The sequence below is a fragment of the Streptomyces tremellae genome, from assembly GCF_039540215.1.
Classification (GTDB): domain Bacteria; phylum Actinomycetota; class Actinomycetes; order Streptomycetales; family Streptomycetaceae; genus Streptomyces; species Streptomyces tremellae.
The window spans coordinates 376572-398031 of sequence record NZ_BAABEP010000001.1 but is presented as its reverse complement, the minus strand read 5'-3'; the positions used below and the strand labels follow the sequence as shown (position 1 = coordinate 398031).

Here is a 21460-nt window from a genome sequence, read left to right as displayed (position 1 = left end):
CGGTCGATCCTGCCCGGAGGTGCCCATGAGTGCAGAGGCCACCAGCCCTGGTGTCCACGGCCGCAGGCGCGGTCTGCCCCGTATCGACCTCCGCAGGCTGGGCAGGGCCGCCCTGCTCGGACCGGCGTCCCGCGACCGCCTCCCCGACGCCATAGGGCACGTCGCCGACGCGCACCGGGCGCACTTCCCGGACGCCGACCTCTCCGTCCTGCGCCGGGCCTACGTCCTCGCGGAGGCCTCGCACCGCGGCCAGTACCGCAAGAGCGGCGAGCCGTACATCACGCATCCGCTCGCCGTGACGCTCATCCTGGCCGAGCTGGGAGCCGAGACCACCACGCTGACCGCGGCGATCCTGCACGACACCGTCGAGGACACCGACGTCACCCTCGACCAGGTCGGCCGGGAGTTCGGCGAGGAGGTCCGCTATCTCGTCGACGGCGTCACCAAGCTGGAGAAGGTCGACTACGGGGCCGCCGCCGAGCCCGAGACGTTCCGCAAGATGCTCGTCGCCACCGGCAACGACGTCCGCGTCATGTCGATCAAACTCGCCGACCGCCTGCACAACATGCGCACCCTCGGCGTGATGCGGCCCGAGAAGCAGGAACGCATCGCCAAGGTCACCCGCGACGTCCTCGTACCCCTCGCGGAGCGCCTCGGCGTGCAGGCCATCAAGTCCGAGCTCGAAGACCTGGTCTTCGCCATCCTCTGCCGCGAGGACGCCGCCCGCACCCGCGCCCTGATCTCCGAGAACGCCTCGGCGGGCGACGCGCTCTCCGCGACCGCCGACGCCATGCGCCGGGTGCTGCGTGAGGCCGGCATCTCCGCCGAGGTGCTCGTCAGGCCCCGCCACCTCGTCTCCGTGCACCGCTCCCGCCTCAAACGCGGCGAGCTGCGCGGCACCGACTTCGGCCGCCTCCTCGTCCTCGTCTCCGAGGACGCCGACTGCTACGGGGTGCTCGGCGAGCTGCACACCTGCTTCACGCCGGTGATCTCCGAGTTCAAGGACTTCGTCGCCGCCCCCAAGTTCAACCTGTACCAGTCCCTGCACACCGCCGTCGTCGGCCCCGACGGCGCGGTCGCCGAGGTGCTGATCCGCACCCACCAGATGCACAAGGTCGCCGAGGCGGGCGTCGTCGCGCTCGGCAACCCCTACGCGCCCGCGCCGGGCGCCGGCGAGAGCACGGACGGCGAAGGCGAGGGCGAGGGCGCCGCCGACCCCACGCGCCCCGGCTGGCTCTCCCGCCTCCTCGAATGGCAGCAGTCCGCGCCCGACCCCGACACCTTCTGGACCACGCTCCGCGCCGACCTCGCCCAGGACCGCGAGATCACCGTCTTCCGCGCCGAGGGCGGCATGCTCGGCCTGCCCGCCGGCGCGACCTGCGTCGACGCCGCCTACGCCCAGCACGGCGAGGCCGCGCACCGATGTCTCGGGGCCCGCGTCAACGGGCGCCTCGTCGCACTCGGCACCGTCCTCAAGGACGGCGACACCGTGCAGGTCCTCCTCGCGCACGACACCTCGTCGGGCCCCTCGCCCGAGTGGCTCGACCACGCGCGCACCCCCTCCGCGCGTATCGCGATCACCGGCTGGCTCGCCGCCCACCCCGACGCGGCCGCCCTCCCCGACGCCGCGCCCCGCCCGCCCGCCGTCCTCTCCGCGGGGCCCCGCGGCCCCGTCGGCGTCGTCAGCGACCTGCCGGACGCGCCCGTACGCCTCGCGGGGTGCTGTACACCGGTGCCGCCGGACGAGATCACCGCCTTCCAGGTGCGCGGCGGCACCGTCACCGTGCACCGCACCGAATGCCCCGCCGTGCGCCGCATGACCCTCAAGCGCACACCCGTACCCGTCAGCTGGTCCGCCGGGGACACCGCCGACTGCCATGTCACCCTGCGTGCCGAGTCGTTCGGCAGGCCCCGGCTCATGGCCGACCTCACGGAGGCCATGTCCACGGCGGGTGCCGCCATCATCTCCGCCACCGTCGAGCCGCCGATCCGGCAGCGGGTACGCCACACGTACACCGTCCAACTCCCCGACGCCGCACTGCTGCCCGGCCTGATGCGCGCCATGCGCGACGTGCCGGGCGTGTACGACGTCAGCCGCGCGCAGCAGCCCGCGGACGCGTGAGGCCCGCTCCCGCGCGGCGGGGCCGCCGCCCGTCCACCCCGGAGCCCGCCGCCCACCCGATCGGCTGAGAGGGACGCGCGCCGCCCCCGCCTGCCCCGCCCGCCCTGGTAGCGGTGGGGGATGCTGCTCACCACCCGCCGGCTGCGCGCCGCCCTGCTCGCCGCCGCCTCGGCCACGCTGGTCGCCGCGGCGCTGCCCGCGCCCCGCCCGCTCGGCGTCGGCGACCGCCTCTTCCCGACCCTCGGCAACCCCGGCTACGACGTCCGCTCGTACGACATCGGGTTCGACTACAGCGGCGACAACAAGAAGCCGCTCACCGCCACCACCACTCTCGACGCCACCGCGACCAGCCGCCTCGACCGCTTCAACCTGGACTTCACCCACGGCACGGTCCGCTCGGTCCGCGTCAACGGCGCGCCCGCCGCGTTCGCCACCGCCGGCCAGGACCTCGTCGTCACACCGAAGTCGCCTCTCGCCGCGGGCGACCCGCTGCGCGTCACCGTCCGCCACACCAGCGACCCCAACGGCGACAACAACGGCACCGGCGGCTGGATCCGCACCAGCGACGGCCTGGTGATGGCCAATCAGGCCGACGCCGCCCACCGCGTGTTCCCCTGCGACGACCACCCCGACGACAAGGCGTACTTCACCTTCCACGTCACCGCGCCGAAGAAGCTCACGGTCGTCGCGAACGGGGAGGGGGTCTCCCGCACCGCGCAGGGCCCCGACACCACCTGGACCTACCGCACCCGCCACCCCATGGCCACCGAGCTCGCCCAGGTCTCCGTCGGCGACTCCGCCGTCCTGCACCGCACGGGGCCGCACGGGCTGCCCGTACGGGACGTCGTGCCCGCGGCCGACGCGAAGCGGCTCGAACCGTGGCTGAAGAAGACCCCCGGCATGATCGAGTGGATGGAGAAGCGCGTAGGCCGCTACCCGTTCGAGGACTACGGCGTGCTCGTCGCCGGCGCCGACACCGGCTTCGAGCTGGAGACCCAGACGCTGTCGCTGTTCGAGCGCAACATGTTCACGGACGGCGGTTACCCGGCCTGGTACGTCGACTCGGTGCTGGTGCACGAGCTGTCGCACCAGTGGTTCGGCGACAGCGTCTCCCCGCACCGCTGGTCCGACCTCTGGCTCAACGAGGGCCACGCCACCTGGTACGAGGGCACCTACGCCGAGGAGCACGGCGGCCCCTCCTTCGAGAGCCGCATGCGCGAGGCGTACGCCCAGTCCGACGGCTGGCGCGCCGCGGGCGGCCCGCCCGCGAGGCCCAAGGCGCCCGAGCCCGGCCAGGCCATCAGCATCTTCAGGCCCGTCGTCTACGACGGCAGTGCGCTGGTGCTCTACGCCCTGCGCCAGGAGGTCGGCGCGGCCGTCTTCACCCGCATCGAGCGCGACTGGGTGCGCGAGCACCGCGACGCGTCCGCGTCCACCGCGGACTTCACCGCGCTCGCCTCCCGCGACGCGGGCCGCGACCTGACGTCCTTCCTCCACACCTGGCTCTACGGCGCGAAGACGCCCCCGATGCCGGGCCACCCCGACTGGCGGCCCGCGCCCGCGGCCCACCCCGCCCAGGGCCCGGGGAAGCCGGCCCGGACGGGGAAGCGGCAGCCCCCCGCCGCCGTCCCCGCGTCCGCCGCCCCCGCGGGACACGGTGCGGCCCCGGCCGGTGGCGGTGCGTGAAACCCGCGTGACGGGGAGCCCGGCGCGTGCCACCATCGAGGGGCCGCTACGGGCCGCTACGGGCCGCGGCGGGAATCAATCCGCCCGTGGAGGCGTTGACCCGTCCGACGGCGCAGGACCGTCACTTTCGACGACGTAAGGACCCAATGACCTCCTCTTCCTCCTTCTCCACGGACACGCGGTCCCAGGACACGCGGCACCTCGCGGAGGGCCGCTCCGCGGACCCCCGCACCGACAGCCTCCGGGCCGATGCCCTGATGGAAGAGGACGTCACCTGGGGCCACGGGGTCGACCGGGACCGTGACGGCGACCAGCTCGACCGCTCCGACAGGGCGGCGCTGCGGCGCGTGGCGGGACTCTCCACCGAGCTGGAGGACGTCACCGAGGTCGAGTACCGGCAGCTGCGCCTTGAGCGCGTGGTGCTCGTCGGCGTCTGGACGTCCGGCACGCTCGACGAAGCGGAGAACTCCCTCGCGGAGCTGGCCGCGCTCGCCGAGACCGCGGGCGCGCTCGTCCTCGACGGGGTCGTGCAGCGGCGCGACAAGCCGGACCCGGCGACCTACATCGGCTCGGGCAAGGCGCAGGAGCTGCGGGACATCGTCCTGGACAGCGGCGCCGACACCGTGGTCTGCGACGGCGAGCTGAGCCCCGGCCAGCTCATCCACCTGGAGGACGTCGTCAAGGTCAAGGTCGTCGACCGCACGGCGCTGATCCTCGACATCTTCGCCCAGCACGCCAAGTCCCGTGAGGGCAAGGCGCAGGTGGCCCTCGCGCAGATGCAGTACATGCTGCCGAGGCTGCGCGGCTGGGGCCAGTCGCTGTCCCGGCAGATGGGCGGCGGCGGCAGCGGCGGCATGGCCACCCGCGGCCCCGGTGAGACGAAGATCGAGACGGACCGGCGGCGCATCCGCGAGAAGATGGCGAAGATGCGCCGGGAGATCGCGGAGATGAAGACCGGCCGCGAGATCAAGCGGCAGGAGCGCAAGCGCCACCGCGTGCCCTCCGTCGCGATCGCCGGCTACACCAACGCGGGCAAGTCGTCCCTGCTCAACCGCCTCACCGGCGCCGGAGTCCTGGTGGAGAACGCGCTGTTCGCCACGCTCGACCCGACGGTCCGGCGCGCGGAGACGCCCAGCGGCCGGCTCTACACGCTCGCCGATACGGTCGGCTTCGTCCGGCACCTGCCGCACCACCTGGTGGAGGCGTTCCGCTCCACGATGGAGGAGGTCGGCGACTCCGACCTGATCCTGCACGTGGTCGACGGCTCGCATCCCGCGCCCGAGGAGCAGCTCGCCGCGGTCCGCGAGGTCGTCAGGGACGTCGGCGCCCACGGGGTGCGCGAGATCGTCGTCGTCAACAAGGCGGACGCGGCCGACCCGCTGGTGCTGCGGCGCCTGCTGGCCGCCGAGCGCAACGCGATCGCCGTGTCGGCGCGCACGGGCGAGGGCATCCCCGAGCTGCTCGCGCTGATCGACGCCGACCTGCCGCGGCCCGAGGCCCAGGTGGAGGTGCTCGTCCCGTACACGCGGGGCGGGCTCGTCTCCCGGGTGCACGCCGAGGGCGAGGTGCTGTCCGAGGAGCACACCCCGGAGGGCACGAGGCTCAAGGCCCGCGTCCACGACGAACTCGCGGCGGCGCTCGCGCCGTACACCCCGGCGCGCGCGCACTGACAGGACCGCGACCGCCTCCCACGGCGGACGCGCGGGGCCCGTGCCTCCGGACACCCGGGGGCACGGGCCCCGCGCCGTACGCCCTACCGGTCGGCGAACTTCCGGCTGACGCCCTCGTAGATCCCCTGCGCCTCCTCGCCCAGGCGCGGTCCCGCGAGCCAGCCCGCGCTGACCGGGCCGATCGACGTGTTCGACACCAGCGCTGGCTTGCCGTCCGCGCCCGTCGCGAACCAGCCGCCGCCCGAGGCGCCCCCGGTCATCGTGCAGCCGATGCGGTATTCCGTGGGCTCGGACGCGTCGAGCGACAGGCGGCCCGGCCGGTCCGTGCACTGGAACAGCCGCTGCCCGTCGAACGGCGCGGCCGCCGGGTAGCCGTTGGCGGTGATGCTGGGGATGTCCCGCACGGCGGGCGCGTCGAAGTCCACCGGCACCGCCGCGCCGACCGTCTCCTGGAGCGACCGGCCGCTCCCGCCGCTCTCCGGCTCCACGTGCAGCACCGCGAAGTCGAAAGGCGACCCCTTGCCGCCGGTCTCGGACCCCTCCGAGATCCACTGCCGCGAGGTCTCGGCCCAGTCGGCCCACCAGACCCCGAACGGAGCCAGGTCCCGCCGGTCGGCGCTCTGGAGCGCGGAGGCCGGCAGCCCCTTGTCGTTGTACGAGGGCACGAACGCGATGTTGCGGTACCAGCCGCCGTCCTTGCCCGCGTGGACGCAGTGGCCCGCCGTCCACACGAGGTCCGACTGCCCCGGGTGCGCCGGGTCCGTCACCACCGTCGCCGAGCAGACCATCGAGCCCTGCGGCCCGTCGAAGAACAGCTTCCCCTCCACCGGCACGCTGGACGCGTACGGCGTCGCAGCCTCCCGCGCCCGCACGGGGGCGGGCTCCGGGTCGGTGACGCCCTGGTCGCCGGTGAGGTCGTGCGGCTGCACCGGCTGCTGCGGGGTCTGCTCGGCCTTCCGCATGCGGCTCGGGTCCCACAGCCCCTGGATGACCGGGTTCACGAAGTCCTGGGCCTGCCGCAGCCACTGGTCGCGGTCCCAGTCCTTCCACTCTCCGTGCTTCCACTTGTCGAGGTCGATGCCGTGCTGCTTCAGCTTGTCCCGGATGTCGGCCGGGATGCTGATCCGCGGGTCGGCCGTGGGCGCGGAGGCGGCGGGCGCTTCGGGGCCTGCCGCGCCGCCCCCGCCCTGGCCGCACGCGGTCGCGGTGAGGGCGAGCGCCGCGGCTGCGGCACCCGCCGCGAGCATCCGCACCCCCCGTCGTCCTCGGGCGGCGCGCGGCGCTGGCATCGGGCGGATCGGTCGCATCTGGTTCCCCCTGGAACGGTCGAGCGGAAGGGCGGCGTACGCGAGGTGCCGTACGCCCGCACACGGAACACCCGTCCCCCGTACGGACGACGGCGGGCGGGCCGGCCCCACTATGCCCGCGCCATGACACACGGTGCGCGGCAGGTCCACGGTTCGGTCCCGGCACGCGGACCCGAGATCTTCCCCGGGCACCCGTGATCCCCCGCACCCGGCGTCGTTGGTACGTGCGGGGGACACGGCCAGCGTCCACCGCCGAACGCCCGGCGGTCGAGCGGCGTACGGACGTGCGACGCAACCGTGACAGCCGGAGGACCGAACGACGTGGCCGTGACCGAGCCGCCCCGCACCCCGCCTCAGGCGCCGACCGTCGCCCACGACGGCATCCTGCGCCGCCAGGCGCTGCGCGAGTCGGCCGCCCGCACCTACGCCAGGTCCCTGCCGATCGTGCCGGTGCGGGCGCGCGGCCTGACCATCGAGGGCGCGGACGGGCGGCGCTACCTGGACTGCCTCTCCGGCGCGGGCAGCCTCGCGCTCGGCCACAACCACCCCGTCGTGCTCGACGCGATCAGGCGGGTCCTCGACTCCGAGGCCCCGCTGCACGCCCTCGACCTCGCCACCCCCGTCAAGGACGCCTTCGTCACCGAGCTGTTCGCCACCCTGCCCGCCGGGCTCGCCGAGCACGCGCGGATCCAGTTCTGCGGCCCGGCCGGCACCGACGCGGTCGAGGCCGCGCTCACACTCGTCCGCACGGCGACCGGCAGGGACGGCGTCCTCGCCTTCACCGGCGCGTACCACGGCAAGACCGAAGGGGCGCTCGCCGCCTCGGGCGGCGCCCGCGACGTACGGGTCACGCGCCTGCCCTACCCGCAGGACTACCGCTGCCCGTTCGGGATCGGCGGCCCGCGCGGCGCCGAGCTCTCCGCACGCTGGACGCGCTCCCTGCTCGACGACCCGCACAGCGGGGTGCCGCTGCCCGCGGGGATGATCGTCGAACCCGTCCAGGGCGAGGGCGGCGTGCTGCCCGCGCCCGACGCCTGGCTGCGCGCCATACGGGAGATCACCGCGGACCGCTCCGTGCCCCTGATCGCCGACGAGGTGCAGACAGGCGTCGGCAGGACGGGTACCTTCTGGGCCGTACAGCACAGCGGCATCGTCCCCGACGTGATGGTGCTCTCCAAGGCCGTCGGAGGTTCGCTCCCGCTCGCCGTGATCGTGTACCACGAGGACCTCGACCTGTGGCGCCCCGGCGCGCACGCCGGTACGTTCCGCGGCAACCAGCTCGCGATGGCCGCGGGCGCCGCGACCCTCGCCTACGTACGGGAGAACGGCCTCGCCGAACGCGCCGCGGTCCTCGGCGCCCGGATGACCGGGCGGCTGCGGCGGCTCGCGGAGGAGCACCCCTGTGTGGGCGACGTACGCGGGCGCGGTCTGATGATCGGTGTGGAGATCGTCGACCCTGAGGCGGGCGCCGACGCCGCGCCCGCGCCCGCCGACACGGAGCTTGCCAGGGCCGTGCGCCGGGCATGCCTCGACCGCGGGCTCATCGTGGAGCTCGGCGGCCGCGACGGCGCGGTCGTACGCCTGCTGCCGCCGCTGACCCTCACCGACGAACAGGCCGTGGCCGTGCTCGACCGGTTCGCCGACGCGTTGGCGGCCGCGGAGCGGGCCGCCCTCGCACGCGCGTCCGCAGGACGGCCGCAGTGAACCCGGACCCCGGACCCACGAAGGAAGTCCCGTGAACCCCACCCCCGCATCCGACCTGCCGACGGCAGAGCCGCCCGCCGCCGAGACCGCCACGGTGCCGCGCCAGCTCCCCGGAGGCCGGCGGCCCGCGCAGAACGGCCACCGGCAGCCCGCCGGGCGGCCCGACCGCACGGACCACCTGGAGCACGCCGACCACCTGGAGCCCCCCGACCACGTGGAGCACCCCGACGCCGAGCGTGCCGCGGACGCCGCCACTGTGGAGAACCTGCTGCGCTGCTGGGTCAGGGAGAACGACCTCCGCGCCCCCGGCGGCGACGCCCTGCGGCTTCCCCTGCCGATGAGCGGCGCCGCGCTCTCGGTGCCCGTGCGCTACTGGTCCCCGACCGGCTGGCACCGCTTCGGACCCGCCCGCCTCGACGGCGCACCCGAGGACGCGCCGCCGCTCGACGCCGTCACCCTCGCCGCGCTCCTCGGCCGCGAGTCAGGCCGCCGGCAGGGCGGCGACCTCGTCGCCAGGGTCGCCGACTCCGCCCACCTCACGGCCCTGTTCCTGACCCAGCGCCGCCGGCGGCCCGAACCGCCGCGCGGCGCCGACCCGTTCCTCGTCGCCGAGCAGTCCCTCGTGCTCGGCCACCCCCTGCACCCCACCCCAAAGAGCAGACAGGGCCTCTCCGAGGCCGAGGCGCTGCGCTACTCGCCCGAGACGCACGGCACCTTCCCACTGCACTGGCTCGCCGTCGACCGGTCCGTGCTCGCCGCCGAGTCCGCATGGACCGAGGGCGGCCGCCCGGTCGGCGCCGAGCAGCTCGCCGCCCGCCTGCTCGGCGACGTACCGCTGCCCGAGGGCACCGTCCCGCTGCCCCTCCACCCCTGGCAGGCCAGGGACATGACGCACCGCCCGGCCTACCGGCGCCTCCTCGACGCGGGGCTCGTCCGCGAACTCGGCGCACACGGCGCCCCCTGGCACCCCACCTCCTCCATCCGCACCGTGCACCGGCCGGGCGCGCCCGCCATGCTGAAGCTCTCCCTCGGCGTGCGCATCACCAACTCCCGCAGGGAGAACCTCCGCAAGGAGCTGCGCAGGGGCGTCGAGGTGCACCGGCTGCTGCGGACCGGGCTCGGCAGGCAGTGGCGGGCCGCGCACCCCGGCTTCGACATCGTCCGCGACCCGGCCTGGCTCGCCGTGGACACCGAGGACGGTGCCCCGGTGCCCGGGCTCGACGTCGTCCTGCGGCACAACCCCTTCGGGCCCGCCGACGACGCCGCGTGCGTCGCCGGGCTGACCGCGCCGCGGCCGTACCCCGGCAGGGCGGGCATGTGCTCACGCCTCGGCGACATCGTCGGCCGGCTCGCCGAACGCACCGGCAGGCCGCGCGCCGCGGTGGGCGCCGAGTGGTTCCTGCGCTACCTCGACCAGGTGGTGCGTCCCGTGCTCTGGCTCGACGGGAACGCGGGCGTCGCCCTGGAGGCGCACCAGCAGAACACACTCGTCCACCTCGACGCGGACGGCTGGCCCATCGGCGGGCGCTACCGCGACAACCAGGGCTACTACTTCCGCGCCTCGCACCGCGACGCGCTCGACCGCCGGCTGCCCGGCATCGGCCAGGAGTCCGACACGTTCGTCTCCGACGCCGTCACCGACGAGCGGTTCGCCTACTACCTCGGCATCAACAACGTCCTCGGCCTGATCGGGGCGTTCGGCTCCCAGCGGCTCGCCGACGAGCGCGTGCTGCTCGCCGCGTTCCGCCGCTTCCTCGCCGGGGCCGCCGAGCTCGGCTCCCCGCTGCCCGAGCAGCTGCTCGCGGCGCCGACCCTGCGGTGCAAGGCCAACCTGCTCACCCGGCTGCACGGCCTCGACGAACTCGTCGGCCCCGTCGACACGCAGTCCGTCTACGTCACGATCGCCAACCCGCTGCGGGACTGACCCCGCGCCGCGACCCCACCGCCGGGCGGCATCCGGCCGCCCGGCCCGCCGAGAGGAGAGCGCCGCGATGACCGCCCCCGCAGGAAGCCACCCCGCCGAAGGCCCCCCGCCCCCGGCTCCGGGGAACGCCACGAGCCCACCCGTACGCCCCGGCGCCGACGACCCGGCCCCACGGGCGGAGCCCGGGAGCGCAGACGGGCCCGGCGCGGCGGTGACGTCCGCGCGTCCGGCGGCGCCCGCCGGCTCCGGCGCCGGGCTGCTCGACGGGCTCGCGGGCTGGGGCCCCGCGGCGTCCACCGTCGGGGAGTTCCGGCTCGTGCCGGTCGTCGCCGAGCGCGACCTCCCGCTGATCGCGGGGTGGATGAACGATCCGGCAGTCGCCGCCTTCTGGGAGCTGGCGGGCCCCGACTCCGTCACCGAGCGGCACCTGCGGGCCCAACTCGAAGGCGACGGCCGGAGCATCCCCTGCCTCGGCTTCCTCGACGGCACTGTGATGAGCTACTTCGAGATCTACCGGGCCGACCTCGACCCGCTCGCCCTGCACTACCCGGCGCGGCCCCACGACACCGGCGTTCACCTGCTGCTCGGCGGCGCGGGGAACCGGGGGAGGGGACTCGGCTCCGCCCTCCTGCGGGCAGTCGCCGACCACATTCTCGACCATCGGCCCCGCTGCACGCGCGTACTTGCCGAACCCGACCTGCGCAACACACCCTCCGTGTCAGCATTTCTGAGCGGCGGTTTCCGCTTCGCCGCGGAGGTCGACCTGCCCGACAAACGCGCCGCGCTGATGGTCCGCGACCGCGCGCTGCGCGACCACCTCTGACCCCACCGCCGACATCACCGGGCCCCGGCACCCGCGCCCCCCGGTGAACTACCGTAAGTGACCTGACGCTTCCGAACAGTCGTAGGCGCACCCGCCGGCCCCACCGCACCCGCTCAGAGGAGTCCCCGTGTCGACGTTCCCCGTGCATGACTTCAGCGACTCCACCGCCGTCACCACCACCCCTGCCCACCCGGCCGCGCAGCTGTACGCGCCGCCAGAACTCACCCCGGAGCGCTGGTCCCGCGCCTCCCGCCGCCTCCTCGCCAAACTCCTCGGCGAGTTCGCCTACGAAGAGATCCTGCGGCCGGAGCCGGATCCCGGTGACCCCGGACGCCACACGCTCGTCCTGGACGACGGCGACCGCCTCGTGTTCCGCGCGCGCCGCGGCGCGTACGGCGGTTGGCGCGTCGACCCGCGCTCCCTCACCCTGCACGACCCGGACGGCGAGCGGCCGTTCACCGACCCGCTGCGCTTCCTCGTGCTGGCCCGCCGCCTCATAGGCATCGACGGAGACACCCTCGGCCACCTGATACGCGAACTCAGCACCACCCTCGCCGCCGACGCCGCCCTCGACCACACGGCGGCCTCCGCCGCCCGCCTCGCCGACCTCGGCTACGCCGAGCTGGAGGGCCACCAGACGGGCCACCCCTGGATCGTCCTCAACAAAGGCCGTGTCGGCTTCTCCGCCACCGACACCGCCCGCTGGGCACCCGAGGCCAGGACCCCCCTCGCGCTGCCCTGGATCGCCGTCTCGACCAGGCTCGCCGCCTACCGCGGGACCGGCCGCCTCAGCGACCCCGAGGCGCTGTACGGGACCGAGCTCGCCCCGCACGTGCGCGCCGCGTTCGACGCCGTGCTGACCGAGCGCGGCCTCGACCCCGCCGCCTACCTGTACCTGCCCGTCCACCCCTGGCAGTGGGACGAGGTACTGGTGCAGCTGTACGCCCCCGCGATAGCCGAGGGCGCCATCGTGCCGCTGCCCACCGACGGCGACCTGCGCCTGCCGCAGCAGTCGATCCGCACGTTCCTCAACCTCGACCGCCCCGAGCGCCACACCGTGAAGCTCCCGCTCTCCATCCTCAACACCCTGGTGTGGCGCGGCCTGCCGACGCGCCGCACGCTCGCCGCGCCCGCCGTCACGGCCTGGGTGCTCGGGCTGCGCGACAACGACCCCTTCCTGCGCGACGAGACCCGCGTGATCCTCCAGGGCGAGGTCGCTTCCGTGACCGTCGAACACCCCCTGTACGACCGGCTTCCCGAGGCCCCGTACCAGTACAAGGAACTCCTCGGCGCGATCTGGCGGCAGCCCCTGCCGCCCGGCCTCGCCCCCGGCGAGCGGGCCCGCACCCTGGCCGCGCTGCTGCACACGGACCCGGCCGGGCGGGCCCTCACCGCGGAGCTCGTCGAGCGGTCGGGGCTCGCGCCCGAGGAGTGGCTGCGCCGCCTCTTCCACGCCATGCTCCCGCCCCTGCTGCACTTCCTCTACCGGTACGGCACGGTCTTCTCGCCCCACGGCGAGAACGCGATCGTCGTCTTCGACGAACGGGACAGGCCCACGCGGCTCGCGGTCAAGGACTTCGTGGACGACGTCAACATCAGCTCCGTGCCGCTGCCCGAGCACGCCTCCATGCCCGAGGAGGTCCGGGAGATCCTGCTCACGGAGGACCCCGGCTTCCTCATCCAGTTCATCCACTCGGGACTCTTCGTCGGCGTCTTCCGCTACCTCGCGCCGCTGTGCGAGGAGCAACTCGGCGTGCCGGAGGGGGAGTTCTGGGGCCTCGTCCGGGCGGAGATCCTGCACCACCAGGCGCGCTTCCCCGAGCTCAAGGAGCGTTTCGAGACCTTCGACCTGCTCACCGAGCGCATCGAGCGCCTCTGCCTCAACCGCAACCGGCTCCACCTCGACGGCTACCGCGACCGCGCGGAACGGCCGCACGCGGCCGTGCACGGCACGGTCCCCAACCCCCTCGCGACACCGCCGCGCCCCGCCCCCTGACCGGCCGGCCCCGCACGGGCGGCCGGTCCCCTGTCGGGTGAGACGGCCGGGAGTGGACGCCGCTGTCAGTCCCGGGCCGTAGGGTGGTCGCGCTATGACGAAGCCATCTCTCCCCGAGCTGCTCCATGCCGCCGTCACCGCCGTCGGCGGCACGGAGCGGCCAGGCCAGGCCGCCATGGCCGAGGCCGTCGCCGAGGCCATCGACACCTCCGCCCACCTGCTGGTCCAGGCCGGCACCGGCACCGGAAAGTCGCTCGGCTATCTCGTCCCCGCCCTGGCCCACGGCGAGCGGGTGGTGGTGGCGACCGCGACGCTCGCGCTCCAGCGGCAGCTCGTCGAGCGCGACCTGCCGCGCACCGTGGAGGCGCTGCATCCGCTGCTGCGCCGCAGGCCGGAGTTTGCGATGCTCAAAGGCCGGAGCAACTACCTGTGCCTGCACCGGCTGCACGAGGGCATGCCGCAGGACGAGGAGGAGGGCCTGTTCGACCAGTTCGAGGCGGCGGCGCCGACCAGCAGGCTCGGCCAGGACCTGCTGCGCATGCGCGACTGGGCCGACGACACGGAGACCGGCGACCGCGACGACCTCACCCCCGGCGTCTCGGACCGCGCCTGGTCGCAGGTGTCGGTCTCCTCGCGTGAGTGCCTCGGCGCCTCCAAGTGCGCCTACGGCCAGGAGTGCTTCGCCGAGCTGGCCCGCGAGCGCGCCAAGCTCGCCGACGTGGTGGTGACCAACCACGCGCTGCTCGCGATCGACGCGATCGAGGGCGCGCCCGTCCTGCCGCAGCACGAGGTGCTGATCGTGGACGAGGCGCACGAGCTGGTCTCCCGCGTCACCGGGGTCGCCACGGGCGAGCTGACCCCCGGCCAGGTGAACCGTGCGGTGCGCAGGGCCGCGAAGCTCGTCGACGAGAAGGCGGCGGACGCGCTCCAGACGGCGGCTGAGACCTTCGAGCGGTTGATGGAGCTGGCGCTGCCAGGCCGTCTCGAAGAGATCCCGGAGGACCTGGCGTACGCGCTGATGGCGCTGCGCGACGCGGCCCGCACGGTGATCACGGCGCTCGGCAACACCCGCGACCGGTCCGTGCAGGACGAGGACGTGGTGCGCAAGCAGGCGATGGCCTCGGTCGAGTCGGTGCACGCGGTCGCGGAGCGCATCGCGAACGGCTCCGAGTGGGACGTCGTCTGGTACGAGCGGCACGACCGCTTCGGCGCGTCGCTGCGGGTGGCGCCGCTGTCCGTGGCGGGGCTGCTGCGGGAGAAGCTGTTCGAGGACCGCTCGGTGACGCTGACGTCCGCCACGCTGAAGCTGGGCGGCGACTTCAACGGCGTGGGCGCCTCCCTGGGGCTCGCGCCCGAGGGCACCGGGGGAGACGAGGTGCCGCAGTGGAAGGGCGTCGACGTCGGCTCGCCCTTCGACTACCGCAAACAGGGCATTCTCTACGTGGCCAGGCACCTCAACACCCCGGGCCGCGAGGGCTCCCGCACCGACATGCTGGACGAGCTCGCGGAACTCGTGGAGGCCGCGGGCGGGCGCACCCTGGGCCTGTTCTCCTCGATGCGGGCGGCGCAAGCGGCGGCCGAGGAGCTGCGCGGCCGCCTCGACCTGCCGATCCTGCTCCAGGGCGAGGAGACGCTCGGCGAGCTGATCAAGGGGTTCGCGGCTGACCCGCGGACCTGCCTGTTCGGCACGCTGTCGCTGTGGCAGGGCGTGGACGTGCCGGGGCCCAGCTCCCAGCTGGTGGTGATGGACCGCATTCCGTTCCCGCGCCCGGACGATCCGCTGATGAGCGCCCGCCAGAAGGCCGTGGAGGAGGCCGGGGGCAACGGCTTCATGGCGGTGGCCGCGACCCATGCGGCCCTGCTGATGGCGCAGGGAGCCGGCCGCCTGGTCCGCGCCACGGGTGACAAGGGCGTGGTGGCCGTGCTGGACCCGCGGCTCGCGACGGCGCGCTACGGCAGCTACCTGCGGTCCTCGCTGCCGGACTTCTGGTACACCACGGACCGCAACCAGGTCCGCAAATCGCTGGCGGCGATCGACGCGGCAGCCCGCGCGGACGGCAGATGACGTCCGGAACACGGCAGCCGGCCGACCGGTGCGTCGGTCCATCGGCGCGTCGGCGGGCGGCGGGCACCTGGGGGAGGGAGAGGGCCGCAGCCCGGCCCCGGCGGGCGGCCGTACGGCCCCGGCCCGCCGCCGCTCTCGGGGCTCGGCGGCGGCCCGGGGCCGTACGTGCGCACGCGGTCGCCGCGGACCGCGCGGGGGATGATCGCGAGGGGGCGAGGGAGGGTCCGGGTGCCCCGGGAGGCGGGGCGGGCCGTGTGTCCGGCGGACTCAGACGCGGCGGGCGGGTCGGGTTGCCCGTGGGGCTCAGACGCGGCGGAGGACCGCCACGACCTTGCCGAGGATGGTCGCCTCGTCACCGGGGATGGGCTGGTAGGCGGCGTTGTGGGGGAGCAGCCAGACATGGCCGTCCTCACGGCGGAAGCGCTTGACCGTGGCCTCGCCGTCGAGCATCGCGGCGACGATGTCGCCGTTCTCCGCGACGGGCTGGCGCCGTACCGTGACCCAGTCGCCGTCGCAGATGGCCGCCTCGATCATCGAGTCACCGACGACCTTCAGGACGAACAGCTCGCCGTCGCCCACCAGCTGACGGGGAAGGGGGAAGACGTCCTCGACGGACTCCTCAGCCAGGATCGGACCGCCCGCGGCGATCCGTCCGACGAGCGGCACATACGAGGCGGCCGGCTTGCCGGTGGTGTCCGTCTGCTGGCTCGTCGGCTGGTCCGACGCCCTGACCTCGTACGCGCGGGGGCGGTGCGGGTCGCGGCGGAGGAAGCCCTTGCGTTCGAGCGCCATCAGCTGGTGGGCCACGGACGAGGTGCTCGAAAGGCCGACCGCCTGGCCGATCTCCCGCATGGAGGGCGGGTACCCCCTGCGCTGCACCGAGTCCCTGATGACCTCGATGACCCGGCGCTGACGGTCCGTGAGCCCCGTGCTGTCCGCCCTGATTCCGGGGGGGCGGCCAGGGAGCGACCTGGTCGCCTTGGTGAGACCCTCCTGGTCCGTGGTGGCGGTTTCCGTCACGGTGTGCACCGGCTCGAAGCGGCGCGCGGAGTGGTCCTGCGCGGTGATGGCGGCACTGTCGGCGGTCGTGGTCACATCGGCCCCTCTCAGGTGTGTTCTCCCTGCTGCACAACGGTAGTGGCTTTCGAAAGGTTGCGCCAAACACACGTTCGAGTGAAAAAGTCTCAAGTCCGGGTCGCGTGCGCCTCACTTGGGTGTATGGGCACGTTCCGTGAGCGCCTGGTGGCGCACCGCGTCCGGTGCGGGTGGTGCCCGCGGGGCGGGTGGCCGCGCCTCGCGGGGCGCCCCGGGTGTCGGGGGGAAGAGGGTGTCGGGGTCGCCGGAGGTGCGGGTGGGGCGGCCGATCCCGGCGGGGTGCCCGCGGGCGCGGAGGGTGCCGCGCGGGATCACCGTACCCGCTCCGCCCCGGCGGGTGGCCGCCGCCCGCCGGGATCCGCCGCGGTCTGCCGGGATCCGTGGCGGGTTCGTGGTGAGTGTGCGGGTCCTGTGTCGGCGTGGCCCCTCCCCGTCCGCCGCCGGGCGGGTGCCCCCGGCGTCCCCGCCGCCCCTCCCGTCACGTAATGTCATGGCCGACCTGGGGTGCCGCCCGGTCGCCCGGGCCCCGGGGCGCCCGACACGCGCGAGAGTGCAAAGTCCGCTCCAAGCCCTACATGTAGTGGTTGGCTAGTCGCTGTCGCCCACAGATTGTGGTGCGGCTATGCTGGGGAGCAGCTTCTCAAGGGTCGCTTTCCGGCCATTGTGCAGCTATGCAGCCATGCGGTCAGGGAGGAGTGGGAACGGTGCACTGTCCCTTCTGCAGGCATCCCGACAGCCGGGTCGTCGACAGCCGTACGACCGACGACGGCACGGCCATCAGGCGCCGCAGGCAGTGCCCCGAGTGCTCCCGCCGGTTCACCACGGTGGAGACCGCGTCACTGATGGTGATCAAGCGCAGCGGCGTGACGGAACCCTTCAGCCGCACCAAGGTCATCACCGGCGTGCGCAAGGCGTGCCAGGGGCGGCCCGTCACCGAGGACGCGCTCGCCCAGCTCGGCCAGCGGGTCGAGGAGCAGCTGCGGGCCACCGGGAGCGCCGAGCTGAGCACCCACGACGTGGGTCTCGCCATACTCGGACCGCTGCGCGACCTGGACCTGGTCGCCTACCTGCGCTTCGCGTCCGTGTACCGGGCGTTCGACTCGCTTGAGGACTTCGAGTCGGCCATCGCGGAGCTTCGCGAGCGGCCGCCCGCCGAGAACGGCGGCACCGACGGCGGGGGGAGCGGGGACCCCGCCCCCGCCGCCACCGCAGCCGGCTGATCAGGCCGGGCCCCGGGCCCGGCGGACGGCGGCGGACACAAGGACTCGCCCCGGGCGCGCAGCCGCGCGCCCGAGGTGTCACGCATATGCCTTCGACCGCGGAACAGTGCGGCGTCGGCGAGTGTTTTGTACGTATATGGGAGGCGGCATGACAGAGACGACGAGTGGCCCGGCACGGAGTTCCCGGTCAAAGGGCTCCAAGGCCGGCAAGGGGCTCCGGGTCGAGCGCATCCACACCACGCCGGGCGTGCACCCGTACGACGAGGTGGCCTGGGAGCGGCGCGACGTCGTCATGACCAACTGGCGCGACGGGTCGGTGAACTTCGAGCAGCGCGGCGTCGAGTTCCCCGACTTCTGGTCGCTCAACGCGGTCAACATCGTCACCAGCAAGTACTTCCGGGGCGCCCTCGGCACCCCGCAGCGCGAGACCGGTCTCAAGCAGCTCATCGACCGGATCGTGAAGACGTACCGCAAGGCCGGCGAGGAGAACCACTACTTCGCCTCCCCGGCGGACGCGGAGATCTTCGAGCACGAGCTGGCGTACGCCCTCCTGCACCAGGTCTTCAGCTTCAACTCGCCGGTCTGGTTCAACGTCGGCACGGCCCAGCCGCAGCAGGTCTCCGCCTGCTTCATCCTGTCCGTGGACGACTCCATGGACTCGATCCTCGACTGGTACAAGGAAGAGGGGATGATCTTCAAGGGCGGCTCGGGCGCCGGCCTGAACCTCTCCCGCATCCGCTCCTCCAAGGAACTGCTCTCCTCCGGCGGCAACGCCTCGGGGCCCGTGTCCTTCATGCGCGGCGCCGACGCCTCCGCCGGCACCATCAAGTCCGGCGGCGCCACCCGCCGCGCGGCCAAGATGGTCATCCTGGACGTCGACCACCCCGACATCGAGGACTTCATCAAGACCAAGGTCACGGAGGAGGAGAAGATCCGCGCCCTGCGCGACGCGGGCTTCGACATGGACCTGGGCGGCGACGACATCACGTCCGTCCAGTACCAGAACGCGAACAACTCCGTCCGGGTCAACGACGAGTTCATGAAGGCCGTCGAGGCTGGCGGCAAGTTCGGCCTGAAGGCCCGCATGACCGGCGAGGTCATCGAGGAGGTCGACGCCAAGTCGCTGTTCCGGAAGATGGCGGAGGCCGCCTGGGCCTGCGCCGACCCCGGCATCCAGTACGACGACACGATCAACCACTGGCACACCTGCCCCGAGTCCGGCCGGATCAACGGCTCGAACCCGTGCAGCGAGTACATGCACCTGGACAACACGTCCTGCAACCTGGCCTCGCTGAACCTCATGAAGTTCCTCAAGGACGACGGCAAGGGCAACCAGTCCTTCGAGTCCGAGCGGTTCGCCAAGGTCGTCGAGCTGGTCATCACCGCGATGGACATCTCGATCTGCTTCGCGGACTTCCCGACACAGAAGATCGGCGAGAACACCCGCGCCTTCCGCCAGCTCGGCATCGGCTACGCCAACCTCGGCGCCATGCTGATGGCGACGGGCCACGCGTACGACTCCGACGGCGGCCGCGCCCTCGCCGGGGCCGTGACCTCCCTGATGACCGGCACCGCCTACCGGCGCTCCGCCGAACTCGCCGCGGTGGTCGGCCCGTACGACGGCTACGCGCGCAACGCCTCCGCGCACAAGCGCGTCATGAAGCAGCACGCCGACGCGAACGCCGCGGCCGTCCGCATGGACGACCTCGACACCCCGATCTGGGCCGCGGCCACCGAGGCGTGGCAGGACGTGCAGCGGCTCGGTGAGAAGAACGGCTTCCGCAACGCGCAGGCCTCCGTCATCGCGCCGACCGGCACCATCGGCCTCGCGATGTCCTGCGACACCACGGGCCTCGAGCCGGACCTCGCGCTGGTCAAGTTCAAGAAGCTCGTCGGCGGCGGCTCCATGCAGATCGTCAACGGCACCGTGCCGCAGGCCCTGCGCCGCCTCGGCTACCAGGAGGAGCAGATCGAGGCGGTCGTCGCCCACATCGCCGAACACGGCAACGTGGTGGACGCGCCCGGCCTGCGCCCCGAGCACTACGAGGTCTTCGACTGCGCCATGGGCGAGCGCTCCATCTCCGCGATGGGCCACGTCCGCATGATGGCGGCCATCCAGCCGTGGATCTCCGGCGCCCTGTCGAAGACGGTCAACATGCCCGAGTCCGCCACCGTCGAAGAGGTCGAGGAGATCTACTTCGAGGCGTGGAAGATGGGCGTCAAGGCGCTCGCGATCTACCGCGACAACTGCAAGGTCGGGCAGCCGCTGTCGGCCAAGAAGAAGGACGAGGACGGCGCGAGGGAGAAGCAGGCCGTCACGGAGAAGGCCGAGGAGGCCATCCGCGAGACGGTCGAGAAGGTCATCGAGTACCGCCCGGTCCGCAAGCGCCTCCCGAAGGGCCGCCCCGGCCTGACCACGTCCTTCACGGTCGGCGGCGCCGAGGGCTACATGACGGCGAACTCGTACCCCGACGACGGCCTCGGCGAGGTCTTCCTGAAGATGTCGAAGCAGGGCTCGACCCTCGCCGGCATGATGGACGCCTTCTCCATCGCGGTCTCCGTCGGGCTCCAGTACGGCGTGCCGCTGGAGACGTACGTCTCGAAGTTCACCAACATGCGCTTCGAGCCCGCGGGCATGACGGACGACCCCGACGTGCGGATGGCGCAGTCCATCGTGGACTACATCTTCCGCCGCCTCGCGCTGGACTTCCTGCCCTTCGAGACGCGCTCCGCGCTCGGCATCCACTCGGCCGAGGAGCGCCAGCGCCACCTCGACACCGGCTCGTACGAGCCGGTGTCCGAGATCGACGACGAGGTGCGGGCCGAGTCGCTGGCCCAGTCGGCCCCGACGAAGCCCGAGCCCGGCCTGAAGGCGGTCGTCACCCCCGGCGCGCCGCAGACGGCGGCGGCCCCTGCCCCGCAGGAGGCCCACACCTCCGCGGAGCTGGTCGAGATGCAGCTCGGCATCAGCGCCGACGCCCCGCTCTGCTTCTCCTGCGGCACCAAGATGCAGCGCGCCGGCTCCTGCTACATCTGCGAGGGCTGCGGCTCCACCAGCGGCTGCAGCTGACGCCGGCCGCGGTCACGCCGGGACGGCCCCCGGCGTGACCGCGCGCGGAGCACGGCCGCCACGGGAGGGGGCGTGGGCCCAGGGCCTGCGCCCCCTCCCGTGCGACGACCCGGTGGACGGGTGGTCAACGCGCTGAGGCACCGCCGCCCCGGGGCGGCGGTGCCTCAGGCTTCACCCATGCGGCGGCCGAAGGTCTGGGGGTCGGTCCGCTCGAAGCCGCGGACCGCCCTGCGGAAGCGCCAGACCCCGCCCGGCTCCCTGAAGAACTCCGCGACGGTGGCCGCCGTCGCGCCCGGCGTCTCGCCGAAGTCGTATGCCAGCAGCTCGTCGCGGTCCTCGACCACCGAGACCTCGGGGTTCGCGACCTCGGCGAAGGTCAGGTCGCCGTCCCCCTGCTGGATCGCGACGCCGACGATCACCCGGACGTACGCCTCGCCCAGCCGGTCGAGTTCGAGTGTCATCTCCTCGTCGGCGCCGAACCCCTGCCCCGTCTTGCTGTCGCGGTTCAGCGTGATCGTGCCGTCGGGCGAGCGGCTGTCGAAGTGCACCAGGTAGTCGGGCGTGCCGTGCGGATCAGCCGCCGTGAACGTGCCCGCGATCAGATCGAGATCATGGTCGGGCGCGCCCAGCGGGCTCGGGTCCCACTTCAGCACGACCTCAACCTTCGAGAGTCCCTTGTTGGCGCTTCCCACCGTGTCCCTCCCCGGGCGGCGGGCCGAACTCCCGTGTGAACGGCCCTGTGTTGACCAGGCTAGTGGGCACCACCTGCAGCGGGCCA

At 73.5% G+C, this 21460-nt stretch carries 13 protein-coding genes; 10 read left to right on the top strand and 3 right to left on the bottom strand.

Annotated elements, in window-relative coordinates:
- Positions 1-25 precede the first annotated feature (25 nt).
- The 3 genes from ABEA77_RS01690 (at position 26) to hflX (ending at position 5478) form a co-directional block, all read left to right on the top strand.
- The gene (locus ABEA77_RS01690) at positions 26-2122 is read left to right on the top strand and encodes a RelA/SpoT family protein (protein ID WP_345640119.1); all 2097 of its coding nucleotides are present in this window, start codon (positions 26-28) and stop codon (positions 2120-2122) included.
- A 120-nt stretch (positions 2123-2242) separates the two neighbouring features.
- Positions 2243-3808, top strand: coding sequence for a M1 family metallopeptidase (locus ABEA77_RS01685; protein WP_345640117.1), 1566 nt, complete (start codon positions 2243-2245; stop codon positions 3806-3808).
- 146 nt (positions 3809-3954) lie between these two features.
- Positions 3955-5478: a GTPase HflX gene (hflX, locus tag ABEA77_RS01680; RefSeq protein ID WP_345640115.1), complete on the top strand. Its 1524-nt coding sequence runs from the start codon at positions 3955-3957 to the stop codon at positions 5476-5478.
- Positions 5479-5561: 83 nt separating this feature from the next.
- Here the strand turns inward: hflX and ABEA77_RS01675 are convergent, their stop codons facing one another.
- Positions 5562-6785 carry a trypsin-like serine peptidase gene (locus ABEA77_RS01675; RefSeq protein WP_425588177.1) on the bottom strand — a complete coding sequence of 408 codons (1224 nt, stop codon included), beginning with the start codon at positions 6783-6785 and terminating at the stop codon, positions 5562-5564.
- A 321-nt stretch (positions 6786-7106) separates the two neighbouring features.
- Here ABEA77_RS01675 and ABEA77_RS01670 point away from each other — a divergent pair, with 321 nt between their 5' ends.
- The 5 genes from ABEA77_RS01670 (at position 7107) to ABEA77_RS01650 (ending at position 15297) form a co-directional block, all read left to right on the top strand.
- Complete coding sequence (locus tag ABEA77_RS01670) at positions 7107-8489, top strand: diaminobutyrate--2-oxoglutarate transaminase family protein (protein WP_345640114.1); 1383 nt, start codon at positions 7107-7109, stop codon at positions 8487-8489.
- A gap of 31 nt (positions 8490-8520) precedes the next feature.
- Positions 8521-10413, top strand: coding sequence for an IucA/IucC family protein (locus ABEA77_RS01665; RefSeq protein ID WP_345640112.1), 1893 nt, complete (start codon positions 8521-8523; stop codon positions 10411-10413).
- A 67-nt stretch (positions 10414-10480) separates the two neighbouring features.
- Positions 10481-11236 carry a GNAT family N-acetyltransferase gene (locus ABEA77_RS01660; RefSeq protein WP_345640111.1) on the top strand — a complete coding sequence of 252 codons (756 nt, stop codon included), beginning with the start codon at positions 10481-10483 and terminating at the stop codon, positions 11234-11236.
- Between the two features lie 127 nt (positions 11237-11363).
- Positions 11364-13232 (top strand): IucA/IucC family protein, encoded by a 1869-nt coding sequence (locus ABEA77_RS01655; protein WP_425588176.1) that lies wholly within the window; start codon positions 11364-11366, stop codon positions 13230-13232.
- A 94-nt stretch (positions 13233-13326) separates the two neighbouring features.
- Positions 13327-15297: an ATP-dependent DNA helicase gene (locus ABEA77_RS01650; RefSeq protein WP_345640110.1), complete on the top strand. Its 1971-nt coding sequence runs from the start codon at positions 13327-13329 to the stop codon at positions 15295-15297.
- A 303-nt stretch (positions 15298-15600) separates the two neighbouring features.
- Here the strand turns inward: ABEA77_RS01650 and lexA are convergent, their stop codons facing one another.
- On the bottom strand, positions 15601-16392 hold the full coding sequence (lexA, locus tag ABEA77_RS01645) for a transcriptional repressor LexA (protein WP_345640108.1): 792 nt from the start codon (positions 16390-16392) through the stop codon (positions 15601-15603).
- Positions 16393-17096: 704 nt separating this feature from the next.
- On the opposite strand from lexA, the gene nrdR reads away from it, so the two are divergent.
- Positions 17097-17612, top strand: coding sequence for a transcriptional regulator NrdR (gene nrdR, locus ABEA77_RS01640; protein ID WP_345640107.1), 516 nt, complete (start codon positions 17097-17099; stop codon positions 17610-17612).
- 148 nt (positions 17613-17760) lie between these two features.
- Positions 17761-20682 carry a vitamin B12-dependent ribonucleotide reductase gene (locus tag ABEA77_RS01635; RefSeq protein ID WP_345640105.1) on the top strand — a complete coding sequence of 974 codons (2922 nt, stop codon included), beginning with the start codon at positions 17761-17763 and terminating at the stop codon, positions 20680-20682.
- A gap of 164 nt (positions 20683-20846) precedes the next feature.
- On the opposite strand, the gene ABEA77_RS01630 is transcribed toward ABEA77_RS01635, so the two are convergent.
- On the bottom strand, positions 20847-21374 hold the full coding sequence (locus ABEA77_RS01630) for a TerD family protein (RefSeq protein ID WP_345640103.1): 528 nt from the start codon (positions 21372-21374) through the stop codon (positions 20847-20849).
- Positions 21375-21460: the final 86 nt, after the last annotated feature.

Bases quoted from the DNA above. Each gene is read 5' to 3' on its own strand.
- ABEA77_RS01650 (WP_345640110.1), top strand. From the start codon at position 13,327: ATGACGAAGCCATCTCTCCCCGAGCTGCTCCATGCCGCCGTCACCGCC.
- ABEA77_RS01690 (WP_345640119.1), top strand. From the start codon at position 26: ATGAGTGCAGAGGCCACCAGCCCTGGTGTCCACGGCCGCAGGCGCGGT.
- ABEA77_RS01675 (WP_425588177.1), bottom strand. From the start codon at position 6,785: ATGCGACCGATCCGCCCGATGCCAGCGCCGCGCGCCGCCCGAGGACGA.
- ABEA77_RS01685 (WP_345640117.1), top strand. From the start codon at position 2,243: ATGCTGCTCACCACCCGCCGGCTGCGCGCCGCCCTGCTCGCCGCCGCC.
- ABEA77_RS01660 (WP_345640111.1), top strand. From the start codon at position 10,481: ATGACCGCCCCCGCAGGAAGCCACCCCGCCGAAGGCCCCCCGCCCCCG.
- ABEA77_RS01635 (WP_345640105.1), top strand. From the start codon at position 17,761: ATGACAGAGACGACGAGTGGCCCGGCACGGAGTTCCCGGTCAAAGGGC.
- hflX (WP_345640115.1), top strand. From the start codon at position 3,955: ATGACCTCCTCTTCCTCCTTCTCCACGGACACGCGGTCCCAGGACACG.